This window comes from Solwaraspora sp. WMMA2101, assembly GCF_049179175.1.
Taxonomy (GTDB): Bacteria; Actinomycetota; Actinomycetes; order Mycobacteriales; family Micromonosporaceae; genus Micromonospora_E.
Window position 1 is genome coordinate 1,583,680 of sequence record NZ_JBMHMA010000006.1, and the last position, 24,001, is coordinate 1,607,680.

At 71.1% G+C, this 24,001-nt stretch carries 23 protein-coding genes and 1 pseudogene; 12 read left to right on the forward strand and 12 right to left on the reverse strand.

Translation table 11 applies throughout. The annotated features are described in order from the left end of the window. Nucleotides 1-57: 57 nt before the first annotated feature. The 4 genes from ACN28F_RS07815 to ACN28F_RS07830 are packed head-to-tail and all read left to right on the forward strand — an operon-like array spanning nt 58 to nt 4,886. Nucleotides 58-1,116, forward strand: coding sequence for a carbohydrate ABC transporter permease (locus tag ACN28F_RS07815; RefSeq protein WP_421357338.1), 1,059 nt, complete (start codon nt 58-60; stop codon nt 1,114-1,116). A gap of 4 nt (nt 1,117-1,120) precedes the next feature. Further along, the gene (locus tag ACN28F_RS07820) at nt 1,121-2,089 is read left to right on the forward strand and encodes a carbohydrate ABC transporter permease (RefSeq protein WP_282226025.1); all 969 of its coding nucleotides are present in this window, start codon (nt 1,121-1,123) and stop codon (nt 2,087-2,089) included. A gap of 51 nt (nt 2,090-2,140) precedes the next feature. Beyond that, nucleotides 2,141-3,178 (forward strand): LacI family DNA-binding transcriptional regulator, encoded by a 1,038-nt coding sequence (locus tag ACN28F_RS07825; protein ID WP_421357339.1) that lies wholly within the window; start codon nt 2,141-2,143, stop codon nt 3,176-3,178. A 28-nt stretch (nt 3,179-3,206) separates the two neighbouring features. Next, the gene (locus ACN28F_RS07830) at nt 3,207-4,886 is read left to right on the forward strand and encodes an alpha-amylase family glycosyl hydrolase (RefSeq protein ID WP_421357340.1); all 1,680 of its coding nucleotides are present in this window, start codon (nt 3,207-3,209) and stop codon (nt 4,884-4,886) included. On the opposite strand, the gene ACN28F_RS07835 is transcribed toward ACN28F_RS07830, so the two are convergent. Continuing rightward, nucleotides 4,855-6,258, reverse strand: coding sequence for an MFS transporter (locus ACN28F_RS07835; protein ID WP_421357341.1), 1,404 nt, complete (start codon nt 6,256-6,258; stop codon nt 4,855-4,857). The genes ACN28F_RS07830 and ACN28F_RS07835 overlap by 32 nt on opposite strands. 101 nt (nt 6,259-6,359) lie before the next feature. Between ACN28F_RS07835 and ACN28F_RS07840 the strand changes: the two genes are divergently transcribed. From ACN28F_RS07840 to ACN28F_RS07850, 3 genes and pseudogenes are all read left to right on the forward strand, one after another. Then, a complete protein-coding gene (locus ACN28F_RS07840) occupies nt 6,360-6,926 on the forward strand; it encodes a hypothetical protein (RefSeq protein WP_421357342.1) in 567 nt (188 codons plus the stop codon). A 2-nt stretch (nt 6,927-6,928) separates the two neighbouring features. Then, nucleotides 6,929-7,581: pseudogene (locus tag ACN28F_RS07845) on the forward strand (nucleotidyl transferase AbiEii/AbiGii toxin family protein). Nucleotides 7,582-7,786: 205 nt separating this feature from the next. After that, nucleotides 7,787-9,085, forward strand: coding sequence for an MFS transporter (locus tag ACN28F_RS07850; protein WP_421357343.1), 1,299 nt, complete (start codon nt 7,787-7,789; stop codon nt 9,083-9,085). On the opposite strand, the gene ACN28F_RS07855 is transcribed toward ACN28F_RS07850, so the two are convergent. Beyond that, nucleotides 9,076-9,828: a DUF2306 domain-containing protein gene (locus tag ACN28F_RS07855; protein ID WP_421357344.1), complete on the reverse strand. Its 753-nt coding sequence runs from the start codon at nt 9,826-9,828 to the stop codon at nt 9,076-9,078. The two genes, ACN28F_RS07850 and ACN28F_RS07855, sit on opposite strands and share 10 nt — an antisense overlap. An 81-nt stretch (nt 9,829-9,909) precedes the next feature. Between ACN28F_RS07855 and ACN28F_RS07860 the strand changes: the two genes are divergently transcribed. Continuing rightward, nucleotides 9,910-10,503 carry a TetR/AcrR family transcriptional regulator gene (locus tag ACN28F_RS07860; protein ID WP_421357345.1) on the forward strand — a complete coding sequence of 198 codons (594 nt, stop codon included), beginning with the start codon at nt 9,910-9,912 and terminating at the stop codon, nt 10,501-10,503. Nucleotides 10,504-10,664: 161 nt separating this feature from the next. Here the strand turns inward: ACN28F_RS07860 and ACN28F_RS07865 are convergent, their stop codons facing one another. Beyond that, nucleotides 10,665-10,850, reverse strand: coding sequence for a DUF397 domain-containing protein (locus tag ACN28F_RS07865; protein ID WP_421357346.1), 186 nt, complete (start codon nt 10,848-10,850; stop codon nt 10,665-10,667). Beyond that, nucleotides 10,841-11,626 (reverse strand): helix-turn-helix domain-containing protein, encoded by a 786-nt coding sequence (locus ACN28F_RS07870; protein WP_421357347.1) that lies wholly within the window; start codon nt 11,624-11,626, stop codon nt 10,841-10,843. Before ACN28F_RS07870 ends, ACN28F_RS07865 begins: the two co-directional genes overlap by 10 nt. A gap of 189 nt (nt 11,627-11,815) precedes the next feature. On the opposite strand from ACN28F_RS07870, the gene ACN28F_RS07875 reads away from it, so the two are divergent. Next, nucleotides 11,816-12,202, forward strand: a complete 387-nt coding sequence (locus ACN28F_RS07875; RefSeq protein WP_281553720.1) for a hypothetical protein — start codon at nt 11,816-11,818, stop codon at nt 12,200-12,202. Beyond that, on the forward strand, nt 12,195-12,470 hold the full coding sequence (locus ACN28F_RS07880; protein ID WP_281553719.1) for a hypothetical protein: 276 nt from the start codon (nt 12,195-12,197) through the stop codon (nt 12,468-12,470). The genes ACN28F_RS07875 and ACN28F_RS07880 overlap by 8 nt, the downstream gene beginning before the upstream one ends. A gap of 479 nt (nt 12,471-12,949) precedes the next feature. Here ACN28F_RS07880 and xylB read toward each other — a convergent pair whose 3' ends face one another. Next, entirely contained in the window at nt 12,950-14,368 is a 1,419-nt protein-coding gene (gene xylB, locus ACN28F_RS07885) for a xylulokinase (protein ID WP_421357348.1), read from the reverse strand. A 51-nt stretch (nt 14,369-14,419) separates the two neighbouring features. Continuing rightward, a complete protein-coding gene (gene xylA, locus ACN28F_RS07890) occupies nt 14,420-15,607 on the reverse strand; it encodes a xylose isomerase (protein WP_289207396.1) in 1,188 nt (395 codons plus the stop codon). A gap of 74 nt (nt 15,608-15,681) precedes the next feature. Here xylA and ACN28F_RS07895 point away from each other — a divergent pair, with 74 nt between their 5' ends. Beyond that, nucleotides 15,682-16,896, forward strand: coding sequence for an ROK family protein (locus ACN28F_RS07895; protein ID WP_421357349.1), 1,215 nt, complete (start codon nt 15,682-15,684; stop codon nt 16,894-16,896). Between the two features lie 91 nt (nt 16,897-16,987). On the opposite strand, the gene ACN28F_RS07900 is transcribed toward ACN28F_RS07895, so the two are convergent. The 3 genes from ACN28F_RS07900 to ACN28F_RS07910 form a co-directional block, all read right to left on the reverse strand. Next, nucleotides 16,988-18,472: a sugar transferase gene (locus ACN28F_RS07900; protein WP_421357350.1), complete on the reverse strand. Its 1,485-nt coding sequence runs from the start codon at nt 18,470-18,472 to the stop codon at nt 16,988-16,990. A 244-nt stretch (nt 18,473-18,716) separates the two neighbouring features. Then, complete coding sequence (locus tag ACN28F_RS07905; protein ID WP_289207398.1) at nt 18,717-20,420, reverse strand: VWA domain-containing protein; 1,704 nt, start codon at nt 20,418-20,420, stop codon at nt 18,717-18,719. Between the two features lie 251 nt (nt 20,421-20,671). Next, nucleotides 20,672-21,736, reverse strand: coding sequence for a lactonase family protein (locus ACN28F_RS07910; protein ID WP_289207399.1), 1,065 nt, complete (start codon nt 21,734-21,736; stop codon nt 20,672-20,674). 109 nt (nt 21,737-21,845) lie between these two features. Here ACN28F_RS07910 and ACN28F_RS07915 point away from each other — a divergent pair, with 109 nt between their 5' ends. After that, nucleotides 21,846-22,559 carry a GntR family transcriptional regulator gene (locus tag ACN28F_RS07915; protein ID WP_421357351.1) on the forward strand — a complete coding sequence of 238 codons (714 nt, stop codon included), beginning with the start codon at nt 21,846-21,848 and terminating at the stop codon, nt 22,557-22,559. Nucleotides 22,560-22,620: 61 nt separating this feature from the next. Here the strand turns inward: ACN28F_RS07915 and ACN28F_RS07920 are convergent, their stop codons facing one another. Genes ACN28F_RS07920 through ACN28F_RS07930 form a run of 3 tightly spaced genes read right to left on the reverse strand, consistent with a single transcriptional unit; the run spans nt 22,621 to nt 23,999 of the window. Further along, entirely contained in the window at nt 22,621-23,223 is a 603-nt protein-coding gene (locus ACN28F_RS07920) for a GTP-binding protein (RefSeq protein WP_282225998.1), read from the reverse strand. After that, nucleotides 23,204-23,590 (reverse strand): DUF742 domain-containing protein, encoded by a 387-nt coding sequence (locus ACN28F_RS07925; protein WP_421357352.1) that lies wholly within the window; start codon nt 23,588-23,590, stop codon nt 23,204-23,206. The genes ACN28F_RS07920 and ACN28F_RS07925 overlap by 20 nt, the downstream gene beginning before the upstream one ends. Beyond that, nucleotides 23,580-23,999 (reverse strand): roadblock/LC7 domain-containing protein, encoded by a 420-nt coding sequence (locus ACN28F_RS07930; protein ID WP_421357353.1) that lies wholly within the window; start codon nt 23,997-23,999, stop codon nt 23,580-23,582. Before ACN28F_RS07930 ends, ACN28F_RS07925 begins: the two co-directional genes overlap by 11 nt. Nucleotides 24,000-24,001: the final 2 nt, after the last annotated feature.

Below are 24,001 nucleotides of genomic sequence, written 5' to 3' on the forward strand. Positions count from 1 at the left end.
GGGGTGGGCCGGCCGCACCGTCACGGGGGATCAGTCGACGCACCGTTGGGAGGGCGGATGTACTTCGACTTCGAGGAGCAGTTCCCGAAGCTGGTGATGCTGCTGTACGGCCTGATCGCCTTCGCGGTGATCGTCGGTGGCCTGCTGCTGTTGCTCGACGTGGTGCCGAGCCGGTTGGCCCGGCGCCGCGAGCAGCGGATGCTCGCCATGGCAGGCGCCGGTGGCACGGTGCCGATGCGCCGCAGCGGGCGCGGCAGCGAAGGGCTGTTCGGGCTCTTCTTCCTGCTCCCGGCCCTGATCCTGCTGGGGATCGGGCTGGTCGTCCCGGCCCTGCGGACCACCGTACTGTCGTTCATGGACGGACGCAGCGAGAACTGGGTCGGCCTGGACAACTACCAGTGGATGTTCTCCCAGGACGAGATCATCCAGGTGCTCACCAACACCCTGATCTGGGTGTTCCTGGTGCCGACCGTGGCCACCACGGTCGGTCTGATCTACGCGGTCCTGGTGGACAAGGCCCGGTTCGAGTCGCTGGCCAAGTCGCTGGTCTTCATGCCGATGGCGATCTCGTTCGTCGGCGCCAGCATCATCTGGCGGTTCGTCTACGCCTTCCGGGGCGGCGAGCAGGAGCAGTACGGTCTGCTCAACTACGTGGTCACCCTGTTCGGCTTCGAGCCGCAACGCTGGCTGCAGCTCAACGCCCCACTCAACACCCTGCTGCTCATCGTGGTGATGATCTGGATCCAGGCCGGCTTCGCGATGGTGGTGCTCTCCGCCGCGATCAAGGCCATCCCGGGTGACATCATCGAGGCCGCCCGGCTCGACGGGGTGAACGCCTGGCAGATGTTCTGGCAGGTCACCATGCCGAGCATCCGGCCGGCGCTGATCGTCGTGGTGGTGACCATCTCGATCGCCACGCTGAAGGTCTTCGACATCGTGCGGACCATGACCAACGGCAACTACGACACCGGCGTGATCGCCAACGAGATGTACAACCAGGCGTTCCGCTACGGCCAGAACGGCTACGGATCGGCGCTGGCGGTCTTCCTGTTCGTCCTGGTCATCCCGATCGTCATCTACCAGATCCGTAACCTGCGCAAGCAGCGGGAGGTGTAGACCAATGACCACCACCACGCCCCCCGTGGCCGCCCCGGCGACCAGCGGGGACGAGCAGCCCCGGACCCGCACCGGCCGGGTCCGCAAACGGCTCAACACCCCCTTCGCGACGATCGCCGCGATCGTCATCGCGGTGATCTGGACCATCCCGACGTTCGGGCTGTTCGTCTCGTCGTTCCGACCGGCGGAGGAGATCCGGACCACCGGCTGGTGGACCTTCTTCAGCGACCCGCAGGTGACCCTGCAGAACTACCAGGACGTGCTGTTCGGCCGCTCCTCGTCGTCCGGGCAGTTGTCCAGCTACTTCATCAACTCGCTGGTCATCACCATCCCGTCGGTGCTGTTCCCGCTGGCTTTCGCCGCGCTGGCGGCGTACGCCCTGGCCTGGATCAACTTCCGCGGCCGGGACCTGATCTACATCGGCATCTTCGCGTTGCAGATCGTGCCGTTGCAGATGGCGCTGGTGCCGTTGCTGCGGTTCTTCTCCCAGGGCACCACGATCGCCGGCATCACGATCACCCCGGCGTGGGGGCTGGACAGCTACGAGCGGTACGTCCAGGTGTGGTTCGCGCACACCTGTTTCGCGCTGCCGCTGGGCATCTTCCTGCTGCACAACTTCGTCTCGCAGCTGCCGAAGGACCTGATGGAGGCGGCCCGGGTCGACGGGGCCACCCACCCGAAGATCTTCCGGACCATCGTGCTGCCGCTGATCACGCCCGCGCTGGCCGCGTTCGGCATCTTCCAGTTCCTCTGGGTCTGGAACGACCTGCTGGTGGCGTTGATCTTCGCCGGTGGGGAGAGCCGGGTCGCGCCGCTGACGGTACGGCTGGCCGAACTCGCCGGCACCCGGGGCGACGAATGGCAACGGCTGACCTCCGGCGCGTTCGTCTCGATCATCGTGCCGTTGATCGTGTTCCTGTCCCTGCAGCGGTACTTCGTCCGAGGGCTGCTCGCCGGCAGCGTCAAGGGCTGACCACGAGGCAACGCCGGCCGCGTGACGCGCGGAGGGCGAGGTGCTGATCCGATGACCAGAATCGACGACGTCGCCCGGCTCGCCGGGGTGTCCACGGCGACCGTCTCGCGGGCCCTGCGGGGCCTGCCGACGGTCACCGAGGCGACCCGGCTGCGGGTCCTCGACGCCGCCGCGCGGCTCGGATACATCGCCTCGCCCAGCGCGTCGCGGCTGGCCGGCGGCAAGACCCGGGCGGTCGCGGTGGTCGTCCCCCGGATCACCCGGTGGTTCTTCAGCACCGTCGTCGAGGCCGCCGAGGACACGTTGCAGCAGGCCGGCTACGACCTGCTGCTGTACAACCTCGGCGGCCGGGAGAACGCCCGGCAACGGATGCTGCACACCGCCAACCTGCACCAACGGGTCGACGCGCTGATGCTGGTCGCCACCCCGCTGCACCGGTCCGACTTCGCCGCCATCAGCGCGCTGAAGATGCCCGGCGTCACGGTCAGCTCCGGCACCGGCGTACCGGGCTGGCCGAGCGTACGCATCGACGACGTGGCCGCCGCCCGTACCGCCACCAACCACCTGCTCGGGCTCGGACATCGCCGGATCGCGCACATCTCCGGCAGCTCCACCGACGAGCTGGCCTTCACCACCCACCTGGACCGCCGCCGCGGCTACCAGGAGGCGCTGACCGCCGCCGGTCTGGCCCCGGACCCGGCGCTGGACGTGGAGAGCGACTTCACCCTCGGCGGCGGCGGCCGGGCCACCGCCGAACTGCTGCGCCGCGACCCGCTGCCGACCGCGATCTTCGCCGCCTGCGACGAGATGGCGCTCGGCGCGATCGCCGCACTGCGCCAGGCCGGCCTGCGGGTACCGGCCGACGTCAGCGTCATCGGCGTGGACGACCACGACGTGGCCCGGGTCGTCGGGTTGACCACCGTCGCCCAACCCGCCGCCGAGCAGGGCCGGCTGGCCGCCCGTACGCTGCTCGGGCCGCTCACCGGCGCCGCCGCCCGGGAACCGGCCGAGGCCAGCGTGATCCTGCCCACCCGGCTGGTCCTGCGGGAATCGACCGCGCCGCCCCGGGAAACCGTCAGACCGAACTGAACCGACGCTGAGCTGAGGAGTACCACCGGTGAACACGCCACTGACCCGTGCCCGCGACGAGGGTGCCGACACCGAATGGTGGCGGGACGCGGTCATCTACCAGATCTACCCGCGTTCGTTCGCCGACTCCGACGGCGACGGCCTCGGTGACCTGCCCGGCGTCGTCGCCCGCCTGGACCACCTGGCCTCCCTCGGCGTCGACGCCGTCTGGCTGTCGCCGTTCTACCCGTCGCCGCAGGCCGACGCCGGCTACGACGTCGCCGACTACCGCGACGTGGACCCGATCTTCGGCCGGCTCGCCGACGCCGACCAGCTGATCGCGCAGGCCCACCAGCGGGGCATCCGGGTCATCGTCGACCTGGTGCCCAACCACACCTCGTCGGCGCACGCCTGGTTCGTCGAGGCGCTCGCCGCCGCGCCGGGCAGCCCGGCCCGCGACCGGTACGTCTTCCGCGACGGCCGGGGGCCGGGCGGCGACGAGCCGCCGAACAGCTGGCGGTCGGTCTTCGGCGGCCCGGCCTGGACCCGCACCACCGACCCGGACGGCACCCCCGGCCAGTGGTACCTGCACCTGTTCGACGCCGGCCAGCCCGACCTGAACTGGGACAACCCGCAGGTCCGCGACGAGTTCGTCGACATCCTGCGGTTCTGGCTGGACCGGGGCGTCGACGGGTTCCGGGTCGACGTCGCGCACGGCCTGGTCAAGCAGGCCGACCTGGCCGACTGGCACTACCCGGCGGAGACCACCACCGGCGACCACGTCGCGCAGGCCCGACCGCCGATGTGGGACCAGGACGGCGTCCACGAGATCTACCGGCAGTGGCGGGCCGTCCTCGACGCCCACCCCGGTCAGCAGATCCTGGTCGCCGAGGCGTGGGTGCAGCCGGCAGAGCGGCTCGCCGCGTACGTCCGCCCCGACGAGATGCACCAGGCGTTCAACTTCGAACACCTGGAGGCGGCGTGGAGCGCCGCCGCGCAGCGTACGGTGATCGACCGGTCGTTGGCCGCCGCCGACGCGGTCGGCGCGCCCACCACCTGGGTGTTGTCCAACCACGACGTGCTGCGCCACGCGACCCGGCTGGCGCTGCCGGTCGGCACCCCCCGGCCGAACGGCATCGGCGCCGACGACCCGCAGCCGGACACCGCGCTGGGGCTGCGCCGGGCCCGTGCCGCGACCCTGCTGATGCTGGCCCTGCCCGGCTCGGCCTACCTCTACCAGGGTGAGGAACTGGGCCTGCCGGAGCACACCACGCTGCCCGACGAGGCCCGGCAGGACCCGACGTGGCGACGCACCGGCCACACCGAACGCGGCCGCGACGGCTGCCGGGTGCCGATCCCGTGGGAGGCCGACAGCCCGTCGTACGGCTTCGGCCCGACCGACGCCAGCTGGTTGCCGCAGCCGCCGGTCTGGGCCGAGTACGCCGTCGACCGGCAGGTCGGGGTGCCCGGCTCGACGTACGAGATGTACCGCACGGCGCTGCGGCTGCGCCGCGACCACGGCCTCGGCCGCGGTCCGCTGCGCTGGTTGGACTCCCCCGACGACGTGCTCGCCTTCGCAGTTGGCGAGGTGATCGTGGTGACGAACTTCAGCGACGCGCCGGTGCCGCTGCCGCCGGGGGTCGAGCTGCTGCACGCCAGCGGACCGCTGACCGACGACGGTCAGCTGCCCACCGACGTCACCGTCTGGGCTCGGCAGCCCGCTCGCTGAGCAGCGTGTGCACGTCGTCGATGTCGCGCGGGGCGGTCCGCGACGCCAGCCAGTACATGATCCCGGTCGGGATGAAGAACAGCTGGAACACGGCGAGCCCGACCGCGTAGTTCATCGGCGGCGGCACCGCACCACCGATGGCCCGCAGGGCGACCGGCAGCAGCGCGTTGCCGGTCGCCCGACCGACCCCGTTGACCAGGTTGCCGAGGCTGTAGACGGTGCCCCGGTGCTCCGGCGGGTTGACGTCGGCGATCAACGCGAACCAGTTCGGCGAGTTCGCCGAGGTCAACGCCAGGGCGAGCAGGGCGGTCAGGAAACTCAGCCCGATCGTCGGCTCGGTGAACACGCCGCGCAGCACGGCGGCGGTCACCGCGCCCGCGCCGGCACCGTCGGGCACGTCGATGCGCATCGGGACGAAGAACAACACCAGGTAGAACGGCACCGCCGCGAGGATGCCGACGGCCGCGACCAGGGCCCGACCCCGAGGGGTACGCCGTTGCAGCCGGTCGCCGACGAGCCCACCGATGATCGACAACGCCCCGCCGAGCTGGAACAACGTGGCGAAGACGCTGCCGACGATGATCGCCGTACCGGCGGTGTAGCCCTGCTCCTCGGCGCGGGCCCGGAACAGCGCCGGCAGCCACACCAGCGAGCCGAACGCCACCTGGGCGGTGAGCCCCTGCGCCACCAGCCAGACGTTGGTCCGCCGCCGGGCGATCGTCGGCAGGTCGGCCCGGCTGATCCGGTGCTCGTACTCGCCGCCGGCGGCGAACCGGTCGGCCAGCTCCGGCTGGCTCTGTCCGCGCCGCACGTCGACGGTGAACAGGTACGCGACCGTGGCGACCAGCCCGGCGGCGGCGAGCACCAGGAACGGCCGCCGCCAGTCGGCGTGCCCGAGCAGCCCGCCGAGCAGGGTGCCGGCCAGCGTGCCGACGCCCTGCGACAGCCCCCAGAAACTCATCACCAGGCCCCGCCGGCCGGGGGTGATCAGGTCGCTGACCACGGAGAAGCCGACCGAGGCGACCGCGCCGAGGCCGACGGCGGCGACCAGCTGCGCGGCGAAGAACACCGGGTAGCTGCCGGCGAGGGCGGTACCGGCCGCGCCGAGCCCCCAGATCACCGTACCGGCCATCAGCAGCGGCTTGCGGTCGCCGCGGTCGCCGACGTACGCCCAGCCGACCGCGGCGACCGCGCTGACCAGGAAGGTCGCGGCGGTGACCGCGCCGATCGCCCCTTCCGGTACGGCGTACGTGTCGGCGATGCTGCCGTACAGCGGCGGGACCAGCCCGATCGCCACGTTGTCCAGCGAGGCGAGCACGATGAACACGACGACGCTGTAGACGCGGTGCACCCGCCCGCCGGTCAGCGACATGCCGATGAGTATGAGTCAGCGCGCCGTCGATCGGTGCGCGGGCCACCGTCAGCAGAGCAGAATGTCCAGCACGCTTGGCCCAGCCTGATAGGCTTCTCTGCGTGGGTCAGCACTCCGAGGACGATCTGCGTGCGTTGGTCGCGACCTACGAGGCGACCAGGTCGGCCGCTCTGACCTCACGAGACGAGCAGTTGCGGGCGTTCCACGCGGCCGGCTGGCGGCCGGTGGACCTGCAGCGGGTAACCGGATACAGCCGGGAGACGATCCGCCAGGCCCTGCGACCGGAGGTCCGGCAGGCGTCCAACCGCAGCCGACGCAAGACCGCACCGCAGCCGCCGGCGGACTACCGCCCCTACGGGGACCGCAAGCCGTACGTCGTGGCCGACAACCTCACCGCGCTGACCGGCCCGACCGCAGGCGTGGTCACTCTTCCCCGGCATATGGACTGGTCCGGCAACGCGGAGTACGACCTGAGCCGGCCCGCTCGCCTCGCCAGTATGTACAAGGTGGTGCTCGCCGAGGCCGCCACGGTCGACGACCTGAACACCTGGATCAACGCCGACCTGCTCCGGCGGCTGTGGCCCACGCTCTGGCTGCCGCCCCAACTGCGGCGACTCTGGGAGGAGACCTTTCCCGAACTCGTCGCCACCGGCACGAACGCCGCATAGCAGTGGACGCCTTTCACGAACGACTCGCCCGCACCGGGCTTGCCGCCGCCCGCCGGTACGGTTTCGCACTCGCCGGCGGCTACGCCGTCCAAGCCGCCGGCCTGCTCGAACGCCCCAGTGAGGACGTCGACCTATTCACGGCCTCGGACCGCCGCGACGAATTCAGCACCGCAGTCACGGCCGTCGTGGATGGCTACCGCGACGACGGCCTGACCGTCGACATTGAGCGACGTACGACACGTTCGCCCGGCTGACGGTCTCCGACAGCACCCGTGTCTCGAAGGTGGAGCTGGGTGTGGACTGGCGCGCCAACGAACCCATCCTCATGGCGATTGGACCGGTGCTCCACCCTGACGACGCGGTCACGAACAAGATGAGCGCTCTCTACGGGCGAGCATACGCCCGCGACTTCATCGACATCGACGCCACGCTCCGATCCGGCCGCTACACCCAGGAAGCCCTCCTCGATCTCGCACAGCACGCCGCCCGCGGCTTCGACCGACGCATCTTCGCCGACGCGCTGGGACAAGCCAGTCGGCTCGATCCCGACGAATTCGCTCCGTACGGCGTCACCGACCAGGCGCTGGACGACCTCCGCGATCAGTTCGCCGCATGGCGCCGCAAGCTACTCGACGGGCAGCACCCAACGTCTTGACCCGCAAGGTCGTCGAGGCCGGCGGCGAGTTGACACGTCCGTTGCGACCGGATTTCGGCATTGATATGTCCGGCGACGCGGCTCGCGTCTGCTTTCCGCTGGGGCGAGAACCTACTGGCGGCGTGACCGACGGTGTTGGAATGCTATCGGGATTGCCGTTCGGGAAGCTGTGCCGTCGTTCGTCCGGTCTTCGCCGTACTGGCCGGTGGTGAGGCATCGGGTTCTACAGCGGCTGCTTCCCGGGTTCGCGTTGTCGTATGTGGGCGAAGGCATGAGCCTGCTCGCGGTCAGTTGGCTCGCGATCCAGTTGGTGCCTGAGCGCAGCGCCGGGGTCTGGGTGGCGGTGGCGGTCGCCGCATACACGCTGCCGGGCGCGCTCGGCACCGTGCTGTTCGGCCGGCTGCTGAACGGTCGCAGTGGTGCCCCACTAGCGGCGTGGGACGCAGTCCTGCGGGCGGTGGTACTGGCGATGATCCCAGTGGTGTATCTCGCCGGCGTACTCGACATCGCGCTGTACGCCCTGCTGTTGGGGCTTTCCTCGCTGTTGCGGTCCTGGGGGTCGGCGGGCCGGTTCACCCTCATCGCCGAACTGCTGCCGCAGGAACACCGCCTGGCGGGCAATGCGCTCATCGGCCTGTTCGCCGAGACGTCGATGCTGGTCGGTCCGGCATTGGCGGCGATCCTCATCGGTGTCGGCGGTCCCGTCCTCGTCATCGCCGTCACCGCCGCGACCTTCGCCGTCCTCGCGATCACCTACCTGGTCGCCGTGCCGAGGACCGCCCGTGCCCCGATCGAGCAGCGGCAGGCGTCGAGCCTGGCCGGCTTCACCGCGATTTGGCGCGACCGCACCCTGTTGGGCCTGTCCGCCCTGACCTTCGGATTCTTCTTCCTCTACGGACCGGTGCAGTTGGCGCTACCGATCCACGCCGTGCAGACACTCGGCGGCTCGGTCGGTGCCCTCGCCGCGTTCTGCACGGTGTTCGGGGTCGGAGCGATCGTCGGCGGCTTCGCCGCCGGCTACCTCCGCCGCTGGCCACTGTGGCCGACCACCATCGCCATCGTGCTCGGTTGGGGGGCGGCGCTGCTGCCACTCGGCCTCGGCGCACCCACCGGCATCGCCCTCGCCGCGTTCGCGATCGGCGGACTGATCTGGGCACCGTTCCCCGCCACCACGATGGCCCTGCTGCAACGCTCCACCGACGGCACCATGAGAGCACCCGTACTCGCCGCGTACGCCTCCATCGTGACCCTGTCCGTGCCGCTCGGCACCATGGCCGGCGGGCCACTGATCACCGGCATCGGCGCCCAACCCACCATCGTCGCCTCGGCCGTGCTGACACTGGCCTTCGGCGCGGCGGCGGCAGGTATCGCGTTGTTCAGGGCGTACCGATCGAAGCGCGGCAGGCAGGAAGTCCACGACCAGCCAGGCGAGCCCATACAAGGTGCTGACGGCTCGGTCCCGATCGCCGCAGGCACCAGTGCGGCGCACCAGGATCAGCCCTGATCCACGGGCTTCAGGTCGACGAGCCGGAATGAGGGCAGCCCGCGTCGGCGGATCAGCCACTCGGCGACGATCACGTTGGGCAACCAGGACAGGAACGGCACGGCGGCGTAGGCGGTCTCGAACAGCAGGTCCGGGTCCGCGTCCGGTCCGGCGAACGGCAACTGTACGACGATGAGGACGCCGACCCACGAGCGCAGGGTCACAGCAGCGAACGTCAACGCGTAGTTGCGGATCATCCAGGCCTGATGCTGACGCAGGTCCCGCCGCCGCGCGGTGTCGAACCCGCGCCACGCCGTGAACGCCCACAGCAGCGCGACTGCGCCGAACCCGAAGAAGCCGACCATCCGGGCCTGGTTGAACGGCAGCATCACCAGCGCGCTCACCGCCGCGACGCCGACGGTGAGCAGGTACGCCACGCCGACCGAGCGGTGGGCCATCGGCCAGCGGCGGCGCAGTCGCTGGGAGAACTGCCACGGCCCGAGCAGCAGCGCGAGCGACCCGAGGGCGACGTGGACGTAGAAGGCCCACCGGACCGGCAGCGGCGCGTCCACGTAGGTGCGGGCCAGCCCGGCACCGTCGTCGGCGAGGGCGCGCAGGTCGGCGCTGGCGTAGGTGTACAGCGAGAATCCGCCGATCGCGAGCGAGGTGAGCAGCACCGCCGTCCAGCCGGTGCGGGACCGCCGCACCGGTCTTCTGCTGGTCGTTCGCACCGGTGGTGACGCCACCACTGCCGTGTCGCTCATGACCGCCCCCTTGGCAAGTATGTAAGTGCCATTCACAATGTAAGTGACGTCAACATACGGCCTGATGTTAATGTCGTCAACATGGCAGCTGGGGCCACTCGCCGGACGTACCACCACGGAGCGCTACGCGATGCGCTGCTCGCCGGTGCCCGGGAGTTGCTGGCCGAACGCGGCGCGGAGGCCTTCAGCCTCAACGAGCTGGCCCGGCGGGTCGGCGTCAGCTCCGCAGCGCCGTACCGGCACTTCACCGACCGCGAGGCGCTGCTGTCCGCGCTGCGTGACGAGGGGTACGACGCATTCGGTGCCGCTCAGCGCGCAGCCGCCGCGCAGGCAACCGACCCCGCCGACCGGATCATCCGCCTGGTCGCCGCGTACCTGCGCTTCGCCGAGGAGAACAGCGCGATCTTCGGCATGATGTTCCGGTACTGGTCGTGGGCCGAGGTGCGGCCCGACACCTTCGCCCCTCTGGTGGGGGCGGTGGCCGAGGCGCAGGAGGCGGGTTTCCTGCCCGCCGGTCAGTCCGCCACCACGCTGGCCCGCACCATCTGGTGCACCGTCCACGGCCTGACCACCCTGCGTCTCACCGGTGGCCTGACGAAACTCGGCCTGGACGCCCCGACGGACCAGCTGATCCGCGACACGTTCGCGGCGATCCTGCGCGACCCGGACAGCTGAGATTGACGTCGTCGAGGTGACGCTGACGCACGTTATTTCGCCGGTTTGACGTGCGTCAGCGTCACCTCGACGGACACAGAGAAAGCCCCGGGACCGTGGCGACTGGGGCGGGGTCCCGGGGCTCGGTGTGCTCCGGCTGCGGAAAGCGGATCGGTGCGGGCTCAGGCGTACGTCTTGGCCAGCTCGACGAAGCTCGACCACGACGACGGGGCGAACGCCAACGAGCCGCCGTCGCGGTTCTTGGTGTCCCGGACGTAGACGCGGCCCGGCAGGTTGTCGGCCACCTCGACACAGTTCGCCGAGTCGGACCTGGTGCTCTTGCGCCAACGCGCCTCGGTCAGCTCCATGTCTCGATCGCCTCCATGATCATCTCGTGGGACTGCTGGCCGGGCAGAGCGTACCCCCGGATCGTCTCCCAGTCCTCTTCCAGCGCCTCGGTGGCATCCGTGGCTTCGATCAGCCGCCCTTCCAGGTGGCCTTCGAGGAAGCCGACCGTCCGGCCATCCACGGTCGCGAGCACCATCGGCCCGAGCACCCCTGGATAGCCTCCGGTGGTGAACGGCACGATGTGCACCTGCACGTTCTGCCGTTGGTTGGCGTCGGCGATCGCCTTTAACTGGTCGCGCATCACCTCCGGCCCGCCCACCGACCGGCGTAACACGATTTCGTCGAGCACCACCACCAGTCGGCAGGCGTTGGTGGCCCGGGTGACGATTTCCTGCCGGTCCAGTCGGGCGGCCAGGGTCGGCTCAAGCTCCTCCGGCCTGGTGTTGAGCGCCTGCAACAGAGCACGCGCGTACGCCTCGGTCTGCAGCAGGCCGGGCATCACCATCGGTTGGAAGATCCGCAGCAGTTTCGCGCGGCCCTCGTACTCGACGAACGGGCGGTACCACACCGGGGTCCACTCGCCACGGATGAACTCCCGATAGAACTTCATGAACGCGGTGCCGTACACCCGGTCCACCGCCCCGAGGTAGTCCGGCAGCGCCGGCCGCTCGCCGCGCTCCACCGCTCCGACGTGCGACGCCGAGAAGTGCAGGCGCTCACCCCAGGACTCCTGGGTGAGCCCCAGCATCTCTCGGACGCGACGGAGGTCCTCTACCAGATACTCGCTCGCAGACATAGCCTTTCACGTCCCCCAATTCATCACGGCGCACCACTGACCGGTGCCGGACGATTGCTGGAGCCACCCGTCGGAGCGCCATGGCCACCTAGTCACCCTCGGTCGCCATTCATCTTCCGCCGAGTGGGGCTGGCAGTCCAGGGTGGAAATTGACGGATACCTCGATCGTCTTCACCCGAAGGGGGAACAGTGCCCAGGAACGACGGCATCGGCGGAACTCCCCGCCTCGCCCGGTACATCTCGTTCAGATCTGCGGACCATTCGGCAGCATCCATTCCCGACCCGCCGGACCGGCTCACCCGGTCCCCCGAGCTGTCCCGGGTGGTCCACGACGCGAACTCGACCGCCCGTACCCACATCCCGAACCGGACCACCGGCGAGTGTCACCGGTGCGGCGGCGTACCCGGCCCCTGCCGGCCGTTCCTGCGGGCGATCGCCATCCTGGACCGCTGGGACCCCAGTAGCGCCCGGCGGATCCGAGCCGTGCTCCATCTCTCCGGGCTGATGACCGCCGGCTACCCGCACGACGACCAGGACGAGTCCGCCGGATCGTACGGAGCGTCGGACGATGCCTGACGACGAGGCTCTGGTGTGCCCCGGTGATCTGGTGGCGCTGCGGCAGTGCGACCACGTGGACGGCAAGCGCCCGGTCCGGCTCCGGGTCCAGGAGGTCTGGCCCTCCCCCGAGTGGCGCTCGTGGGTGCTGCTCTACGGCAGGGAAATCAACGACGAGGAACCTGACCGCGACGGCAAGGCGGTCGGGGTCCAGGCGTTCAAGGACGTGCTCGGCCGGCCGGGCGTTGTGATCAAGGCGGACCGGAGGCTACCGCCCGGTCCCTGCTGAACGCCCGTCGGTCGGCCCGCCGAAATCTCCCCGGGCGGGCCGACCGACGGGTCAGCGGCGGGGTGCCGACGACGGCAGCACAGGCCCCACGCCGCCTGGCTGAGCGCCGCCGCTTTGCGTAACCGCCGGAGTTCCTTTACCAGAAACCTGCTGCCGCTCATAGACCTTCGCGCCCCTCAATTCAACACCGGACGCCACGCGCCGGCCACCGGCACTCCCGACCCCACCCACAACCCTTCCGCGTCACCACCGAGTCACTCCGGGTGGTCATCCATCTTCCGTCGGCCGGGGGTGGCAGTCCAGGATGGAAATTGACGGACAGCGTCCCCTGAACGCCCCGGGGCGCAGCACATCCCACCGGTCTTTGGAACCCCGAGGGGGGCCGGCAACCCCCGACCGGGTGTCTCGGACGGGAGACCCGGGAAGCTGCGCCTCGGGGTCCGCACCTGCGATGCCAGGGAGAGGGCTCCGCCGCGAGATCAGCCGGCGGTGACCCGGTTCAGGACGTGGTCGCGGGCGTCGGCGTACCGGGTGCGGACGGAGGGCACCGCGTCGGCGGCGTACTCCTCGGTGTCGGCCGGGGTCCAGTCCGGCGCGTCGGCGGTGCCCAGCGCCAGCCAGGCGGCCTGCCGGGCGGCACCGTCGGCGACGTACTCCCCCGGCGGCGGCACCAGCACCGGGCAGCCGAACACCTCGGGCGCGATCCGGCGTACCGCCGCAGAGCGCGCCCCGCCGCCGACCAGGATGACCCGGTTGACGGTCGCGCCCTGCGCGACCAGGGCGTCCAGCCCGTCGGCCAGCGCGCAGAGCATGCCCTCGACGGCGGCCCGCGCCAGGTGCGCGGGGGTGCTGCTGGCCAGGGTGAGCCCGTGCAGCGACCCGCTGGCCGTCGGCCGGTCCGGGGTGCGTTCCCCTTCGAGGTACGGCACCAGCACCAGCCCGTCGGCGCCGGCCGGCGCGCTCAGCGCCAGCTCGGCCAGCCGCTCGTGGTCGACGCCGAGCAGCTTCGCGGCGGCGTCGAGCACCCGGGCGGCGTTGAGGGTGGCGACCAGCGGCAGGAACCGGCCGGTGGTGTCGGCGAAACCGGCGACGGTGCCGCTGGGGTCGGCGGCCGGGGTGTCGGCGACGCTGAACACCGTGCCGGAGGTGCCGATCGAGACGATCACGTCGCCGGGGCGGGCACCGACGCCGAGGGCGGCAGCGGCGTTGTCACCGGCGCCGGGGCCGAGCGGAGCGCCGGAGCGCAGCGCGCCGGCCGGGTCGGTGGGGCCGAGCACCGTCGGCACCAGCGGCGTCCGGCCGAAGGCATGCTCCAGCAGGTCGGGGCGGTACTGGCCGGTCGCCGCCGACCAGTAGCCGGTGCCGCTGGCGTCGCTGCGGTCGGTGCGCAGCGCGGCCAGGTCGCCGGTGCCGGCCAGCCGCCAGGTCAGCCAGTCGTGCGGCAGGCAGACCGCAGCCGTACGGTCGGCCGACGCCGGCTCGGTGCGGGCCAGCCAGCGCAGTTTGGTGATGGTGAAGCTGGCCACCGGCACCAGGCCGACGGCGTCGGCCCAGGCCTGCCGGCCGGCGGTGCCGCCGCCGAACTCGTCGATCAGTTCGGCGGCGGCACCGGCCGAGCGGGTGTCGTTCCACAGCAGGGCGGGGCGGACCACGTCGCCGCCCTCGTCCAGGCAGACCATGCCGTGCTGTTGGCCGGCGACGGCGGCGGCGGACACGTCGTCCAGCCCGCCGGCGGCGTCGACGGCTTGTTGCAGCGCCGCCCACCATGCGTCCGGGTGCACCTCGGTGCCGTCCGGATGCGCCGCCTGGCCCTCACGGACCAGTTTGCCGGTGTCCGCGTCGCGGATCACCACCTTGCACGACTGGGTCGACGAGTCGACGCCGGCGACGAGGGTCACGGCTGGTCCTCCATGAGGGGGTCGGGCGGGTTCGCGGTGGACGGTACGGGATCAGCGGGCGCCGAGCAGGTGCTCGACCGCGAGCTGGTTGAGGCGGACGAAGTGGAAGCCCTGCTCGGCGACGGCCTCCGGGTCGAAGTCCTCGAAGCTGGACCGGTCGGCGAGCAGGTCGGTGTAGGTCTCGCCGGGGTTGAGGGTGGGCACGGCCAGGTCCGGGACCTTGCTGGCCGCGAGGGCCTCCTGCACCTCGGGGTCGGCCCGGAACGCCGCCGCCCGCTCCTTGAGCAGCAGGTACGTCCGCATGTTGGCGGCGGCCGACGCCCAGACGCCGGTGTAGTCCTCGGTGCGTGACGGCTTGTAGTCGAAGTGCCGGGGGCCGTCGTAGGCCGGGCCGCCGTCGGGGCCGCCGTTTTCCAGCAGGTCGACCAGGGAGAACGCGTTGAGCAGGTCGCCATGGCCGAAGACCAGGTCCTGGTCGAACTTGACGCCGCGCTGGCCGTTGAGGTCGATGTGGAACAGTTTGCCGTGCCACAGCGCCTGGGCGATGCCGTGGGTGAAGTTGAGCCCGGCCATCTGCTCGTGGCCGACCTCGGGGTTGAGGCCGACCATCTCCGGGCGGGCCAGGCTGGAGATGAAGGCGATCGCGTGCCCGACGGTCGGCAGCAGGATGTCGCCGCGCGGCTCGTTCGGCTTGGGCTCGATGGCGAAGCGCAGGTCGTAGCCGCGGTCGACGACGTACTGGCCGAGCAGGTCGACGGCCTCGCGGTAGCGGTCCAGCGCGGCCCGGATGTCCTTGGCGTGGTCGTACTCGGAGCCTTCCCGGCCGCCCCACATGACGAAGGTCTTCGCGCCCAGCTCGGCGGCGAGGTCGATGTTGCGCAGCACCTTGCGCAGCGCGAACCGCCGGATGGCGCGGTCGTTGCTGGTGAAGCCGCCGTCCTTGAAGATCGGGTGGCCGAACAGGTTGGTGGTGACCATCGGCACCACCAGGCCGGTCTCCTCCAGTGCCTTGCGGAACCGGGCGATGTGCTGGTCGCGGCTGGCCGTGTCGGAGCCGAACGGGATCAGGTCGTCGTCGTGGAAGGTGATCCCGTACGCGCCGAGGTTGGCGAGCTGGTGCACCGCCTCGACCGCGTCGAGCGGGCCCCGGCTGGCGTCGCCGAACTGGTCACGGGCCTGCCATCCGACGGTCCAGAGCCCGAAGGAGAATTTGTCGGCCGGTGTGGGCTGGACTGTCATGGTGACCTCCGCGTAACACGACAGATTTGTTTAGTGATTGAATTATTTTCCTGTGGTGTGGCATTGTCAAGGCCATGCGCACGCCAGAATCTCCGCTACGCCAGGCTGGCCTGCGCGAGCACCACCTCGGCCTGGTGGTCCGCCAGGTCGCCGCCGCCGGACGACCACCGTCGCGGGCCGAGATCGCCGCCACCACCGGGCTCACCCGGGCCACCGTCTCGGCGCTCGTCGACGAACTGATCGGCGGCCGGCTGCTGACCGAGGTCGACCCGGTGCCCCGCGTCGGTGCCGGCCGACCCGCCACCGGGCTGGCCCTCGCCGCACACGGACCCGCCGGCCTCGGCCTGGAGATCAACGTCGACTACCTGGCCGCCTGCGTCGTCGACCTGACCGGCGCGGTCCGCCACCGCGCCGTACACCGCGCCGACCAGCGCCCGGAAACCCCCGAGGCGGTGCTGACCCGGCTGGCGACGCTCGCCGGCACCGTCCTGGCCGCTCCGGAGGTCGCCGAACTGCCGATCGCCGGTGCGGCGCTGGCCGTACCCGGCCTGGTGACCAGCGAGGGCGTCGTCCGGCTGGCCCCCAACCTCGGCTGGCAGGACGTCGCGGTGCCGGCCGCCCTGGCCTCCGCCGGCACCCCGCTGGCCGACCTGCCGTTGACCGTCGACAACGAGGCGAACCTCGCGGCCCTGGGTGAACTACACGCCCGCAGCGGCGAGCTGGCCACGTTCGTCTACGTATCCGGCGAGATCGGCATCGGTGCCGGCATCGTCGTCGACGGGCAGCTGTTCCGGGGCGCCCGTGGTTGGAGCGGCGAACTCGGTCACCTCGCGGTCCGCCCGGACGGCCCGACCTGCCGCTGCGGTGCGCGCGGCTGCCTGGAGCAGTACGCCGGCCAGGAGGCGATCCTGCGGGCCGCCGGGCTCGCCGACCAGGGGCTGACCGCCGCCGAGGCGCTGCGGCAGCTGGCCGGGCGCGCTGCGGACGGCCAACCGCAGGTACGCCGTGCGCTGGCCGCCGCCGCCGGGGCCCTCGGTGTGGTCCTCGCCGGAGTGGTCAACCTGCTGGACGTGCAGACGGTGCTGCTGGGCGGGATCTACGCGCCGCTGGCCCCCTGGCTGTCGCCGGTGGTCGAGGCGGAAATCGGTAGGCGGGTGCTCACGGCCGGCTGGTCTCCGGTGGCCGTACAGCCGTCGGTTCTCGGCCCTGAGGCCGCCGCGACCGGCGCGGCCGGAGCGGTGGTACGGGCGGTCCGTGACCACCCGGCCCCCTGGCTCGCCCTCCCCTGACCCATGATCGCGGCGATCTTGCAGTTATCGTTGGACAAACTGGACAAGAGTTCGCGATAAGCGCAAGATCGTCGCGAAGGCAGGCGGGTCGTCAGTAGGCGCCTCGGCCGTTGACGACGGCGCCGAAGGTCTTCCACAGGATGGTCAGGTCGCTCGCCAGGGACCAGTTCTCCACGTAGTAGAGGTCGAGGCGGATGCCGTCCTCCCACGACAGGTCGGAGCGCCCACTGACCTGCCACAGGCCGGTCATCCCCGGCTTCACCAGCAGCCGCCGGGCGACGTCGCCGTCGTAGCGGGCGACCTCCGACGGCAGCGGCGGCCGGGGACCCACCAGGCTCATGTGCCCGAACAGCACGTTGGCCAGCTGCGGCAGCTCGTCGAGGGAGAACTTGCGCAGGAACCGGCCCACCCGGGTGATCCGGGGGTCGTCGCGCATCTTGAACATCAACCCGTCGGTCTCGTTCTTCGCGACGAGCTCGGCGAGCAGGGCGTCGGCGTTGACGACCATGGTCCGGAACTTGTAGACGTGGAACTCCCGGCCGCCCTGACCGACCCGTACCTGCTTGAAGATCACCGGACCCCGGTTGTCGAGCTTGATCGCCAGGGCGATCAGCGTCAGCACCGGCAGCAGCACGGTCAACGCCAGCAGCGAAACCGACCGGTCGACGAAGCCCTTGACCAGCTTGCGGGTCCCCCGGAACTCCGGTGCCTCGACGTGGATCAGCGGCAGCCCGGCGACCGGCCGGGTGTGGATCCGGGGGCCGGCGACGTCGGTCAACGCCGGAGCCAGCACCAGGTCGATGCCGGTGCCCTCCAACTGCCAGCCGAGCCGGCGAAGCCGGGTCGCGGTCAGCTCACCGGAGGCGGTCACCGCGACGGTGTCGGCCCCGGTCGCGGCGGCGGCGTCCGGAATGTTGCGGAACGAACCGGCGACCGGTACGTCCCCGAGCCGCTGCGGCACCGGGGCCAGCAACGCGTCCGGGATGCAGGCACCGACCACCCGGTAACCGGCGTACGGCTCGCGGCGCAGGGTGTGCACCAGCTCCAGCACGTGCGGGGTGTCGCCCACCACCAGCACCTTGCGGAACCAGCCGGCCCCGACGGCCCGCCGCCGGTGCAGGTACTTACGGGCACCGAACCGCCCGGCCACCAGACCGACGGTGCCCACCGAGAAGGCCACCGCCAGGAAGCCGCGGCTGATGCCGACGTTGGCGACGTACCCGATGATCGCCACCGTGCCGGCGAGCCGCAGGCTGGCGGTGATGACCCGGCGGTACTCGTCGGCGCCGTAGCCGAGCACCCGGTCGTCGTAGCAGCGCAGCAGCTTCAGCGAGGCCAGCCACGCGATCAGCAGGCAGGGTGTGACCAGTACGTAGGACAGGGCCGCGCCGGTGGCCTCCTCGGTGCCGAAGCGGACCAGGTAGCCGGCCAGCACGGCCGTGCAGAGGATGCTCATGTCCAGGGCTGCGATCGCCCGGACGTAGGCACGCTGTCGTGCGTGCAGAACCGCAGTCGGTGCCTCCGGAACGGAGTCCGGTTGCACCACCGCAGCGTTGACCAGTGTCGCCGACGTCACTAGCCCTCCCCAGCTCGCTCGAGTCGACGCATCCCCCGGGCACCGTACTGGCCCGTCGTTGGTACCGGCGGTGCCAGGGCACCCCGATATCTTGGCCCACCCGAAGGTCGGGCCGAAGCTTGCGACAGATTAACGTCACTTGTCGTGATCAATTCACGATGAGAAGTACAATATGGAGCCGCTGTTGAACGGTAGAACATCGGGGCGAGTCGGCGGATCATCCGAAACCCCCAAATTCACCAACTCAGCGGACGGTTGTGGGCCGCAGCGCGATCGCCTTCAGCAGGATGTCGCCGATGTTCGCAGGGTCCTCGGTCACGAAGACGCCGCCACCGGTCACCTCGGTGATCGACTCCAACTCCTCCTGACTCACTCCGTCGCCGATGCCGACATAGATCATCTGGATCGGTCGCTGCGGGTCCGCCACCTCGGCCAACTCGGCAAGCAACTGATCCTGGGTCATACCTTCGTCGTCCTCGTTCCTACCATCCGTGAACATGACCACCGAGTTGACACGCCCGGCTGCCCACTCGTCCTGCACCGCCAGATAGGCGGCCAGTGTCGTGTCGTACAGACCGGTGTTTCCATTCCGTTTCGGCACCACCTCGGCCAGGGACGCCTCGAGGGCGGACCGGCGGCTACTCAAGGGGCTGATCGGCACCAGTTCGCGCCAGTCCTGCGCCCCCTCCAGCTCAGTGGAGAAGATCCATAGACCGAGCGCCCAGGAATCGTCGAAAAGGGCGAGTCCGCGCCGAGCCGCTTCCCGGGTGACGTCGGCGCGGGTGGCCCCGCCGGCGGTCGGCACCGGGTCCAGCATCGACCCGGAGACGTCGATCACCGCCAGCATCCGGGCCGGCAGGGTGACCGAGGTCCAGCTGGCCAGCACCCGGTCGATGACGACCGGGTCGAGCCCACCGGCCGCCGTACCACCGGTCTGCGGGGTGGCTGCGGCCGGCGCGGTGCCCGCCGGGCTGGGCGCACCCTGCGGGGCGCTGAACCCGGCTCCCCAGGTGCCGTCGGCGCTGCGCAGCCCTTGGTCACCGAGGCGGTCACGGAACGGGGCCTGGCCGAGTCGGGCGAAGAATCCGGCTGCGGCGGCGGAGGTGGCCGGGTCCGCGCCGGGCAGCACGGCGTACGGGTAGTCCAGCGAGGTCGGCGCGGGTTCCAGGTACAGCGCGGCCAGCGGGATCGGCGGCTGGGTCGCGTTGTACTCGATCACGTCCTCCTCGCTCAACGCGGCGGCGCTGAGCGACGAGGCGACCGACGCCGGATCCGCCGAGCGCGGGAACCGGGCCAGCAGGTCCTCGCGCAACGCCGACCGCCCGGTCGCCAGGGCGCGCAGCGCGGCGGTCGTCGCCTGCTGGGCGTTCTCGCCGGCCTCGCTGGCGGCCGCGCCGAGGGCGAGCAGGCCGGAGAGCCCGGCCGCGTCCCGGGTCGGGTCGACGATGCCGGTACGCAGGTCGGTGCCGGTGGTGATCTGCTGCAGCAGGTCGGTCCAGGTGAGTTGCTGCTCGGGCCAGCCGAGGTTGGCCGCGACCGGTTCGGGCATGGCGACCACGACCGGGCTGCGGGCGACCGAGGCGTTGTTGTCCGGGGCGAACCCGGGTGCCAGCGAGCTCAGCCGGGCCAGCCAGGTCGACGAGTCCGGCACCCAGACGTGCGGGGCGACCGCCGTACCGCTGGCCTGGCCCACACCCGCCAGGGCGACGCCGTGCTGCCCGGCGACGACGGCGGCCACGTCGACCGGGTCGGCCGCAGCGACCTGGACCGCGACGCAGGTGTCACCGACCGCGCCGGCGTCGGTGCGCCACTCCTCGGCGGCGGCCTGCAGGGCCGGGGCGATCTCCGGCGCGGCCGAGACCACCAGCGGCAGTTCCCCGGAGCACGACGGTGCCGACAGCCGTTGGTAGCCGAACCAGACGCCGGCGACAACGACGACGAGCGCCATCGCGGCTGCGACGGCGCCCGTTGCGCTGACATGACTTCGCATCCGGTGACGGCCTGGCACGGTCCCATACTCCGGATGCATCGGCGGATCTGGTAGGTACGTTCGGACGATAGTTACGGAGGAGAAACACTTGCGCGGGATTTCGTGACTTCGCGTAGTCGGACCGTTTCCGTATGTTTCGAGGAACTGTTCGACCCACCCCTACCTCGTCAAACACCCGATCGAGGCGGGGCAGGACGAGCCGGTGAGGACTACCAGGAAACGGGCAGCACGCAGGTCGGGGTGGGTGCCGGCACCGGCGCGCCGGATGCCTGTGGCACTCCTGACTCCGGGTCGATGACATAGACGCCAATCGAATCGGAACGTTCGTTCGCCACGTACAGGTGCGGGCCGACGAGGGCGAAGTGCCGGGGCCACCGGCCGCCCGTCGCCACCTCCGTCACGTACCGCGGCTGGTCCGGCGTGGCCAGCGAGAAGACGGCGACGGTGTCCGGACCCCGGTTGGCGACGTACAGGTGACGACCGTCCGCGTCGACGGCGATCTCGGACGGCTGGACCGGTCCGTCCGCCGCGCTCGCCGCGACCCGGCTGCGCTCCGTGAGTCGCCCGGTCTCGTCGACCTGGTACGCGGTGACCGAGGCGTCCAGTTCACCGACCAGGTAGAGGTGACCGGTGCCGGGGTGCCGGGCCAGGTGCCGGGGGCCGCTGCCCGGCGTCGCCGCCAGCGCCGGGTCCGGTTCGTCGAGCCGACCGGTCGCCGGGTCGAGCAGGTAGCGGTGCACCGCGTCGGTGCCCAGGTCGACGACGAACATCCCGGTGCCGGCCGGATCCGGACTGACCATGTGCGCGTGCGGGCCGTCCTGGCGGTCGGTGCGCGGGCCGGCCCCGACATGGGTCTGCAGATCGGTACGGGCCAGCAGCTCGCCCTTGTCGGTCACCGGGTGCGCCGCCACGCTGCCGCTGACGTAGTTGACGCTGACCAGGTGCGTCCCGGTGGCGACGAACGCCAGGTGGCACGGGCTCGCCCCGCCAGTGGACTCGCTGCCCAACGCCCGCAGCCCGCCGTCATCGTCGGCCGCCCAGGCCGACACCGTGCCGTCGTCGACCTCGCTGACCGCGTAGAGCACCGGCAGCTGCGGGTGCCGGGTCAGGAAGGACGGCGACGGACACTCGGCGACCAGCACCGGTTCGTCGAGCCGACCGGAGGCCGGGTCGCGGCGCGCCAGCATCACCCCGGCCCCGTTGCCGCCGCCGTCGGCCGTGTAACAGCCGAGATAGATCTTGTCCGCCGCCGGATTCGACTGCGCTGCGCTCACCGGGCACCCTCTCCGATCTGTCAAATGTCCCGAAAATCCTATAGGATCTTTGATCAATTCTGCTGGTGCGGTCCCACCGTCCAGCGGCCCCACGACCAAGGGAGCGCCCGTGCGGCCGGCCCGCCGTCTCACTCTCACCGACGACGTGTACGGCACGATCCGGGCCCAGGTGATGGACCACGTCGTCGCCCCGGGCGCCCGGATCAACATCGACGCCCTCGCCCGCGAGCTGCAGGTCTCCCCCACTCCGGTCCGCGAGGCACTGGCCCGGCTGGAAGCCGACGGGCTGGTGCGCAAGCGACCCCTGGTCGGTTACACCGCCGCTCCCCTGCTTACCCGCGACGAGTTCGACGAACTCGTCGACATGCGGCTGATCCTGGAAACCGCCGCCGCGCGGCGGGCCGCCACCCGCGCCACCCGCACCGAGGAGTCCGCCGTGCCTGCGGGCGACCCGGCCGTACCCGCAGGCGACCCGGCCGCGACCGACCAGCTCCGCGCGGCCGCGACCCTGCCCGGACCGGTGCCCGACGCCCAGGGGTACGCGAGCATCGCAGCCTTCACCACCGCCGACGCCCGCTTCCATCAGCTGCTCGCCGAGCGCTCCGGCAACCGGATGCTGCACGACGCGATCGTGCGCCTGCGCCCCCACCTGCACCTGTTCCGTCTGCACTTCCCGCCGACGCACTACCGCACCAGCGGCGCCGAGCACCACCGCATCGTCGACGCGATCGACGCCGGCGACCCCGACCGGGCCGAGGCCGCCGTCCGCGACCACCTACTGGCCGCCCGCGAACGCCACCTGCCCTACTTCGGGCAGGGCTGACCGGTGCCGGCGCAGGGTCCGCGCCGGCTCACCCTCGTGCTGGTCCAGCCCTCGGGTGAGGTCAGCCGGTCGGGACCGGCTGGCCGCGCCGGTACGCCACGTGTTCGACCAACGCGATCAGCACCGTCTTGCCGGAGCTGCGGTTGCGCGCGTCGCAGAGCACGATCGGCACGTCCGGGTCGAGGTCCAGGGCGCGGCGCACCGAGTCGGGGCTGAACTGCTGCGCCCCTTCGAAGCAGTTGACCCCGACGACGAACGGGGTACCCCGCTGCTCGAAGTAGTCGACCGACGGGAAGCAGTCGGCCAACCGGCGGGTGTCGGCCAGCACCACGGCACCGAGCGCACCGAACGCCAACTCGTCCCAGAGGAACCAGAACCGGTCCTGGCCGGGCGTTCCGAACAGGTAGACCTGCAGGTCGTCGTTGATGGTGATCCGGCCGAAGTCCATCGCGACGGTGGTGGTGCGTTTGGCCTCGACCCCGGAGGTGTCGTCGGTGCCCACGCTGGCGCTGGTCAGCACCTCCTCGGTCTGCAACGGCCGGATCTCGCTGACCGCGCCGACCAGGGTCGTCTTGCCGACGCCGAAGCCCCCCGCGATGAGGATCTTCAGCGCGAGCGGGATGCGCCGAGCGGGCTGTTTCCGGTCAGAGCGCACGGAGTCCATTGACCACCGCCTTGAGGATGTCGTCGTGGGGGTGAGTGGCCGAAGCCGGGGGTTCGTAGAGCGCGATCAGTCGGGCGGAGTGCAGGTCGTCGAGAAGGATGCGGACCACCCCGAGCGCGAGGTCGAGGTCGGCGGCCAGGTCGGCCACGGACACCGGCTGCTGGGCGAGCCCGAGGATGCGCCGGTGCTCCGGCTGCAGCACACCGAACGTCTCCGTGCCCTCCGGCGCCGCCGCGACGACGAAGGCCAGCAGGTCGAAGGCCGGGCCGATGGGCCGCGCCCGGCCGCCGGTCACCGTGTACGGGCGGACCACCGGGCCGGCGTCGGCGTCCAGCCAGTCGTGCGGTCCCCTCGCCTCACCCCGCATCGGATTGCGCCGCAGGGGGACGCGCCGAAGCGCTGAGGTTCTGCCCGACCCGGGCGACGAGCATCGCCATCTCGTACGCGATGAGGCCGATGTCCGCGTCGGAGGCGCAGAGAACCGCCAGGCAGGCACCGTGCCCGGCGGCCGTGACGAACAGGTACGCCGACTCCATCTCGATCACCGTCTGGCGGACCGGGCCGGCGGCGAAGTGCCGGCTGGCGCCCTTGGCGAGGCTCTGGAAGCCGGCGGCCATCGCGGCCATGTGCTCGGCGTCCTCGCGGGTCAGCCCGCGCGACGCGCCCATCAGCAGCCCGTCGGCGGACAGCACCACCGCCTGCTGGGCGCTGGGCACCCGCGCCACGAGATCGTCGAGTAACCAGTCGAGGTTCAGCGCATGCCGCGTGGTGTGCACTC

Bases quoted from the DNA above. Each gene is read 5' to 3' on its own strand.
- ACN28F_RS07855 (WP_421357344.1), bottom strand. From the start codon at position 9,828: ATGAGCGACACGGCAGTGGTGGCGTCACCACCGGTGCGAACGACCAGC.
- ACN28F_RS07905 (WP_289207398.1), bottom strand. From the start codon at position 20,420: ATGGCGCTCGTCGTCGTTGTCGCCGGCGTCTGGTTCGGCTACCAACGG.
- ACN28F_RS07880 (WP_281553719.1), top strand. From the start codon at position 12,195: ATGCCTGACGACGAGGCTCTGGTGTGCCCCGGTGATCTGGTGGCGCTG.
- ACN28F_RS07860 (WP_421357345.1), top strand. From the start codon at position 9,910: ATGGCAGCTGGGGCCACTCGCCGGACGTACCACCACGGAGCGCTACGC.
- ACN28F_RS07820 (WP_282226025.1), top strand. From the start codon at position 1,121: ATGACCACCACCACGCCCCCCGTGGCCGCCCCGGCGACCAGCGGGGAC.
- xylA (WP_289207396.1), bottom strand. From the start codon at position 15,607: ATGACAGTCCAGCCCACACCGGCCGACAAATTCTCCTTCGGGCTCTGG.
- ACN28F_RS07815 (WP_421357338.1), top strand. From the start codon at position 58: ATGTACTTCGACTTCGAGGAGCAGTTCCCGAAGCTGGTGATGCTGCTG.
- ACN28F_RS07865 (WP_421357346.1), bottom strand. From the start codon at position 10,850: ATGGAGCTGACCGAGGCGCGTTGGCGCAAGAGCACCAGGTCCGACTCG.
- ACN28F_RS07870 (WP_421357347.1), bottom strand. From the start codon at position 11,626: ATGTCTGCGAGCGAGTATCTGGTAGAGGACCTCCGTCGCGTCCGAGAG.
- ACN28F_RS07835 (WP_421357341.1), bottom strand. From the start codon at position 6,258: ATGTCGCTGACCGGCGGGCGGGTGCACCGCGTCTACAGCGTCGTCGTG.
- ACN28F_RS07825 (WP_421357339.1), top strand. From the start codon at position 2,141: ATGACCAGAATCGACGACGTCGCCCGGCTCGCCGGGGTGTCCACGGCG.
- ACN28F_RS07895 (WP_421357349.1), top strand. From the start codon at position 15,682: ATGCGCACGCCAGAATCTCCGCTACGCCAGGCTGGCCTGCGCGAGCAC.
- ACN28F_RS07920 (WP_282225998.1), bottom strand. From the start codon at position 23,223: ATGGACTCCGTGCGCTCTGACCGGAAACAGCCCGCTCGGCGCATCCCG.
- ACN28F_RS07925 (WP_421357352.1), bottom strand. From the start codon at position 23,590: ATGCGGGGTGAGGCGAGGGGACCGCACGACTGGCTGGACGCCGACGCC.